Source organism: Nostoc sp. NMS8 (assembly GCF_017115045.1).
In the GTDB taxonomy this organism is placed as follows: domain Bacteria; phylum Cyanobacteriota; class Cyanobacteriia; order Cyanobacteriales; family Nostocaceae; genus Nostoc.
Map to the genome: position 1 here is coordinate 150,928 of NZ_JABXKK010000035.1, position 5,918 is coordinate 156,845.

5 protein-coding genes are annotated in these 5,918 nt (G+C 41.3%); 4 read left to right on the plus strand and 1 reads right to left on the minus strand.

All coding sequences use genetic code 11. The features are described from left to right. From HWQ39_RS05515 to HWQ39_RS05525, 3 genes are all read left to right on the plus strand, one after another. A partial coding sequence (locus tag HWQ39_RS05515) for a tetratricopeptide repeat protein (RefSeq protein WP_292842415.1) occupies positions 1 to 1,169 on the plus strand: 1,169 nt, incomplete at its 5' end. A 30-nt stretch (positions 1,170 to 1,199) separates the two neighbouring features. After that, a complete protein-coding gene (locus tag HWQ39_RS05520; protein WP_292842417.1) occupies positions 1,200 to 1,925 on the plus strand; it encodes a hypothetical protein in 726 nt (241 codons plus the stop codon). A gap of 3 nt (positions 1,926 to 1,928) precedes the next feature. After that, positions 1,929 to 3,179 carry a hypothetical protein gene (locus tag HWQ39_RS05525; RefSeq protein WP_292842419.1) on the plus strand — a complete coding sequence of 417 codons (1,251 nt, stop codon included), beginning with the start codon at positions 1,929 to 1,931 and terminating at the stop codon, positions 3,177 to 3,179. Between the two features lie 13 nt (positions 3,180 to 3,192). Here HWQ39_RS05525 and HWQ39_RS05530 read toward each other — a convergent pair whose 3' ends face one another. Then, positions 3,193 to 4,089 carry a phosphorylase gene (locus HWQ39_RS05530; RefSeq protein WP_292842421.1) on the minus strand — a complete coding sequence of 299 codons (897 nt, stop codon included), beginning with the start codon at positions 4,087 to 4,089 and terminating at the stop codon, positions 3,193 to 3,195. 321 nt (positions 4,090 to 4,410) lie between these two features. Here HWQ39_RS05530 and HWQ39_RS05535 point away from each other — a divergent pair, with 321 nt between their 5' ends. Further along, entirely contained in the window at positions 4,411 to 5,673 is a 1,263-nt protein-coding gene (locus tag HWQ39_RS05535) for an HhoA/HhoB/HtrA family serine endopeptidase (RefSeq protein WP_292842423.1), read from the plus strand. Positions 5,674 to 5,918 lie beyond the last annotated feature (245 nt).

Consider the following 5,918-nt stretch of genomic DNA (forward strand, 5'->3'; position numbering starts at 1 on the left):
TTCAACTCAACCCCAACGATGCTACTGCTTACTACAATCTCGGCAATGCCCTGAGAGAGCAGAAGAAATTAGATGCAGCAGTTGCCGCCTTCCAAAAAGCAATTCAACTCAACCCCAACGATGCTACTGCTTACTACAATCTCGGCAATGCCCTGAGAGAGCAGAAGAAATTAGATGCAGCAGTTGCCGCCTTCCAAAAAGCAATTCAACTCAACCCCAACTTAGCTACTTCTTACAACAATCTCGGCATTGCCCTGAGAGAGCAGAAGAAATTAGATGTAGCAGTTGCCGCCTTCCAAAAAGCCCTAACATTACCAGATACCCCTGGCCCACCAGCCAGCGACTATACTCTTGCTCACAATGGCTTGGGTTTAGTGTTCCAACAGCAAGGAAAACTAAAAGAAGCCATTCAACAGTTTGACAAAGCAGAAGATATTGACCCCAATTATATCTATGCCAGTAACAATAATATAGAAGCAAGGCAGTTATGGAAAACGAAAGACGATACCCAAGCTAAGGGGGTAGAAGACGATCGCCAATGGTTGCCTAAAAATGACCCAACTATACCCATTAAGCGTTCTGTGGTACGCATCACTGCCGAGTTTTCTACCAGCGATCGCCAAGGAATAGAGATCGGCACTGGTATAGTCATTCAGCGAAAAGGCAACAGAACATTAATCCTCACTAATCGTCATGTCATTTTTGATGGCTATGAAAAGGGTAAAAATATTCAAGTTGAATTTTTCAGTACACCGCCATCAAACCGAGTGCGAATGCGGCGAGATGGTAAGCTATTCAAAATGACTACAGACAAAGAACTCGATTTAGCCGTTTTGGAAGTTAGCGGTAAACTGCCAGAAGATATCCAGCCTTTACCTATTTCCTCAAGTGCGATCGACCCCGGAATACCCATTCGGATTATCGGTCATTCTGCCCAAAGAAAAGAAGATAAATCTTGGTCTATCAAATCAGGACAAATTAGCGATAAAAACCAGCAATTAGAAATATCTCAAGCTGCACTCACACCTGGTTATTCTGGCAGTCCGGTAATTGACTCGCAAAATCAACTTTTAGGCATCGTCTTTGCCCAAAAAAAAGGTCAATACCGAGATTTAGCCTATCCCATATCTGAGATTCAAAAACAACTGTCCACTTGGAACATTAAATAGACGCGATGAATCGCGTCTCTACAACAAACTATGAATTATAAAATTATTCTTGCCAGTCTATTAATCTTCAGCGTCAGCCATCTTCCTGCTGCTGCTTCTTGCCTAGAAGGGAACCCCAAATCTACCGATTATATCCAGCGCAAACCACCCAATCGTTGCGAAGGCATCAAAGAAGAACAATTAAGCGGCAATAGCTTGAGCCTGATTTCCATTGCTACCCGAAACCTAACCAGTTTTGGCAAAACCCTGACGGTGCAAATTCCCCGGATCAGTGGTGGTGAAAATCCTCAAGTAATAGTGAAATCTTTGGGAGAGAATTATCACTATCAAATGGATGACTTGTTATTGTCTAATAATGGTTCGCGTTTCAGCTTTAGCTGGGATACTTACGTTCTCAGGCAAGCAAAAATACCAGCTAACAAACTTCGCGCTGTGGCATCCTATAACCTTGGTTCCCAGCCTGTGTATGTTCCAGTCATTTTGGGGCAAACTTCGGGGAAGTATGAATTTGTCTTTTATTCCCAAGACAGAGTGAAATTTACCACCTTTGAAATCATCTCCAAAGGTCAACCAGCAATCTATAGCACTTCCCGCCCTAACCCGAAAAAGGGTGAAACTATTTTTAGCTGGGATGGTAATGCTCCACCAGGACGCTATGAACTGCACTATGTTGCTAATATTGACCGAAGAGATCAACCTAGCGATCGCATCGAAAGGCGAATTGTATTTGAACATAACCCAAATTGGTTGAAATAAGTCATGGCATCTCGGCAAAAAGCCAAACAAAAGTTTCCCAACTTCATCAAGATTCGCCAATGGTTGAATTCTCTGAAAACATATCTAGTTGCATGGTTTTTAATCAGTACTTCAGCCATTAAGCGCATACTACGAACCATTTCAAATCATAAAAATTCATTGTTGGTGTTGCTGTTACTTTTGTTCTTGACTATTGTCACCTTTGCTGCTGTTGTACCTGGTACACATACATTTGAAGGTAATATCATTGCTAAAGAAATGAGTTTTATTTATGATGGAGAACAATCAAAACTCTTTCTTCAAGATATTCGCGGTATTAAAGAACTAGAAAATGAAGGTAGACAAACCCTGACTTTCACCGGAAAGTTTCAAAGTGAAACTTGGCCAGAACTTAATCAATTAGACTCTTTAAAAATCCAGCTTAAAAACAGCGAGAGTAGATGGATTGTTACTCCAGCTAATCTTAAAATAACAAGTGAAATCAACCTAGAAGAACTCAGGCTGCAACCAAATACAAAAGTATCTGGATTAAGTTATGACTTTTATCGCAATCAGCTTGCTTTTTTTCTGCAATCTAACTCCAAATTAGATTTAAAAAACAATCAAAATACATTAGAACTATATTTAGGTGAACAACCAATCAAGGTGATATTAGAAGGATATGAATTACTAGATTTAAAATTACCAAATCAACCAGATAAGGAAACACCCCTAGAATTTATTGTCAATCCTAATAATAAAAAGTTTAACTTAGAAATTGCACCAAGTGCTAATATTAGTATTACCCTAGCCAAACCTCCAAAATATGAATCAGAACAATGGTTTAGAGAAAGGATAGAAACCAAAGATGTGAAATTTTTAGATTTGGACAGAAATGGTAAAGATGCCAGAGACGATTTAAAATTTTCTACTATTGTGGAAGGTAAAATCCGCATGGTAGGACAGGAACAGGATATTAGGCAAAATCAGTTTCTCATGGGAGAAAACCCTGATACTCCTCTAAATATTCAATTGATACGCCACCTTCAAATTGTCCCTAAAAAGGGGATAGAAGCCCGCTTTTCCGGGAAAACTAAAGAGATTCAAATTGGTCTAGATCAGAATTTTCCAGTTTCTCAAATACAGGGTAGCTGGTTAGATGGCGTTTTACCTCGTGATGCAATTATTGCGCTGTTCTCTTTTGGGGCTGCTACGGTTGCCAATCTGCTATCTTGGTTATTTAGTAACGCTTCTAAATCTGCGTCTAAAACATAGCCATCAATCATAATTAGGATACAGCAACGTTTTTGAGGATAGTCATTGGCCCTTCAGCTTTGAGAATTTCCATTTCTGCTGCATTTCGCACTAGCAAAGCACCAGCGAATCCTAATGAATTTACAGAGATAGAGTGAAAATGCTCCTGCGATCGCGGTACGATCAACATCCATTCTCGTGTCGCTAGCAGATTGTAAGCACCAGATTGCTTTGCATCTAAACCCACAGCCTGACGCAAAGTGCGATAAACTTCCAGTGTTTCTTCTGCGCCTGTAAAGGGCGACTGCACCCAATTGGAATTTAGTAGTGCGAAAGCCTGTACAAAAGGAAGTTTTAGTGAAGTTGCATTCGAGTTCTGAAATTGTGCAGACTTCACCAGAGGTTCAATAGGCATCTGTGGCCCTTCAGGTGCGAGTGGTAGAGGAACTAATTGCAAGTGTTTGTGTCGCTGACTAGCACCTGCGGTTTTGCCACTGTTGTAAAATATTAGACCATCAAAATCAGCCAAACACGCCCACATCGCCGCAAAATCTTCCAGGGTGAGTAAACTTTCCTGTTCCTCAAAGCGACGGGTGATGATTAGCAGGTGATAATCAACAACATTGAATTTATTTAAAATACATAAATGAGTATCAGAAATATCTGCCACAAATAAATCTTCTTCATAGGGCAAAAAAGGATTAAACTCTTGACCAGACGTAACAGATTGTTTTTTCTGTTTTTCGTCGGCTGCTTTTTTGCGATTCAGGTTAGACAAAATCCGCACTAAAAAGCGCACGTTATCCTGTTCGACAAATTCAAATTCCGTCGGTATTGATAACAACGCTCCGCATTGCAAAGCATGTTCTGTCTGTTTTTTGACACTTGCCCATAAAGTACCAGGTTGAAGTAAGATTTTACCCTGTGCCATTTTATTCCTTCAGACATAGATATAACACGTAATCGGGGCGTACATTTGTGCGTCCCTAACAATGAATGACTAAGCTGTTGCGTCTTTAATTTGCACTAATATTTTTTCAATATGATTGTGGGGTGGGCAACATGAACGCCCTGATCATGCAAGTTGTATACGTAACAGCTTATTAATCGTTTTTCTCCCTGCGTTTCTGTATCAGGTGAGATGCGGTAAGTAAAATACCAAACCTTTCACAATAACGCAATACCCTCGCAACAAAACTGTCATAAATAATATCTACATTAGTAATACATCTAAATATCTTTCCAGACAGCAATGCAAAACCAATCTCACGATGGAGAAAACCCATCAAATAGCATTTTATCCGACACTGCTGACACCAAATACCATAATCGAGCGCCCTGGAAAAAGGCTGCCGCCTCTCTATCGCTGGTGCTACTGGGATCGGGTATGACATTAGCAGGTGGCTATATGGCTGGACATTCTCAGCAGGTGTCTGAGACTGCATCTAATTTGGCGGTGAGTCGAGTCAGTGCTGCTCCTCCATTAGCAGCAGGTGCAGATCCTAACTTTGTTATACAGGTGGTGCAAAAGGTTGGGCCAGCCGTGGTGCGAATTGATTCTTCACGAACGATAAAAGCCCAGTTACCAGATGAATTTAACGATCCAATTTTCCAACGCTTTTTTGGCTCTCAACTACCACAACAACAAAATCGGGTAGAACGGGGTACTGGTTCAGGTTTTGTTATTAGTGCTGATGGTCGTATTCTTACCAACGCCCACGTAGTCGATGGTGCTGATACGGTGACAGTTACACTCAAGGATGGGCGTAGCTTTAAAGGAAAGGTGTTAGGCAAAGACGAGTTGACTGATGTTGCTGTTGTCAAGATTCAGGCAGATAATCTACCGTTAGTAGCTTTAGGTAACTCAGATCAGTTGCAACCAGGAGAATGGGCGATCGCGATCGGCAACCCTCTTGGACTAGATAATACAGTAACTACCGGAATTATCAGCGCTACCGGACGCAGTAGCGATCTAATTGGCGCTTCCGATAAGCGAGTCGAGTATATTCAAACCGACGCAGCGATTAATCCTGGTAACTCTGGTGGGCCTTTACTAAACGCCCGTGGCGAGGTAATTGCCATGAATACAGCCATTATTCAAGGGGCACAAGGATTAGGCTTTGCGATTCCCATCAACACAGCACAACGCATTTCTAGTCAAATAATCGCTACAGGTAAAGCACAACATCCTTATCTGGGAATTCAGATGGTGGGGTTAACGCCTCAACTCAAACAAAATATCAACTCAGATCCCAATAGCGGTTTGAGTGTAAATGAAGATAAAGGTGTATTAGTTGTGAAAGTCCTGCCAAATTCCCCAGCGGCTAAAGCCGGGATTCGTGCTGGTGATGTGATCCAAAAACTTGGTGGCCAAGCAGTTACAGATGCCAGCAGTGTCCAAAAGGCAGTAGAAAATAGCCAAGTTGGAGGCGATTTACGTATGGAATTAAGTCGCAATGGGCAGAATCTTAACATAGCTGTGCAACCTGGGGCTTTCCCCACCCAAGTACAGTAATCACCGTGATTTATCAGGGCTGAAATGTTGATTACAAACTTTAGTTTTTTTATGCCTATAGCAATCCTATTTGATTTGTAAGAATTACAACCCGAAAGATCCCCGACTTCTTAGAGAAGTTGGGAATCTTTTTTCTTACAGAAGACCTGTCCGAAATATAAATTTGGGGACAAAAAATGGTAGAACGGAGATTTGAGCGTCTACCGTTGGTCTACCATAATGAAAAATCCACTTCATTATATTCA

Bases quoted from the DNA above. Each gene is read 5' to 3' on its own strand.
- HWQ39_RS05520 (WP_292842417.1), top strand. From the start codon at position 1,200: ATGAATTATAAAATTATTCTTGCCAGTCTATTAATCTTCAGCGTCAGC.
- HWQ39_RS05525 (WP_292842419.1), top strand. From the start codon at position 1,929: ATGGCATCTCGGCAAAAAGCCAAACAAAAGTTTCCCAACTTCATCAAG.
- HWQ39_RS05530 (WP_292842421.1), bottom strand. From the start codon at position 4,089: ATGGCACAGGGTAAAATCTTACTTCAACCTGGTACTTTATGGGCAAGT.
- HWQ39_RS05535 (WP_292842423.1), top strand. From the start codon at position 4,411: ATGCAAAACCAATCTCACGATGGAGAAAACCCATCAAATAGCATTTTA.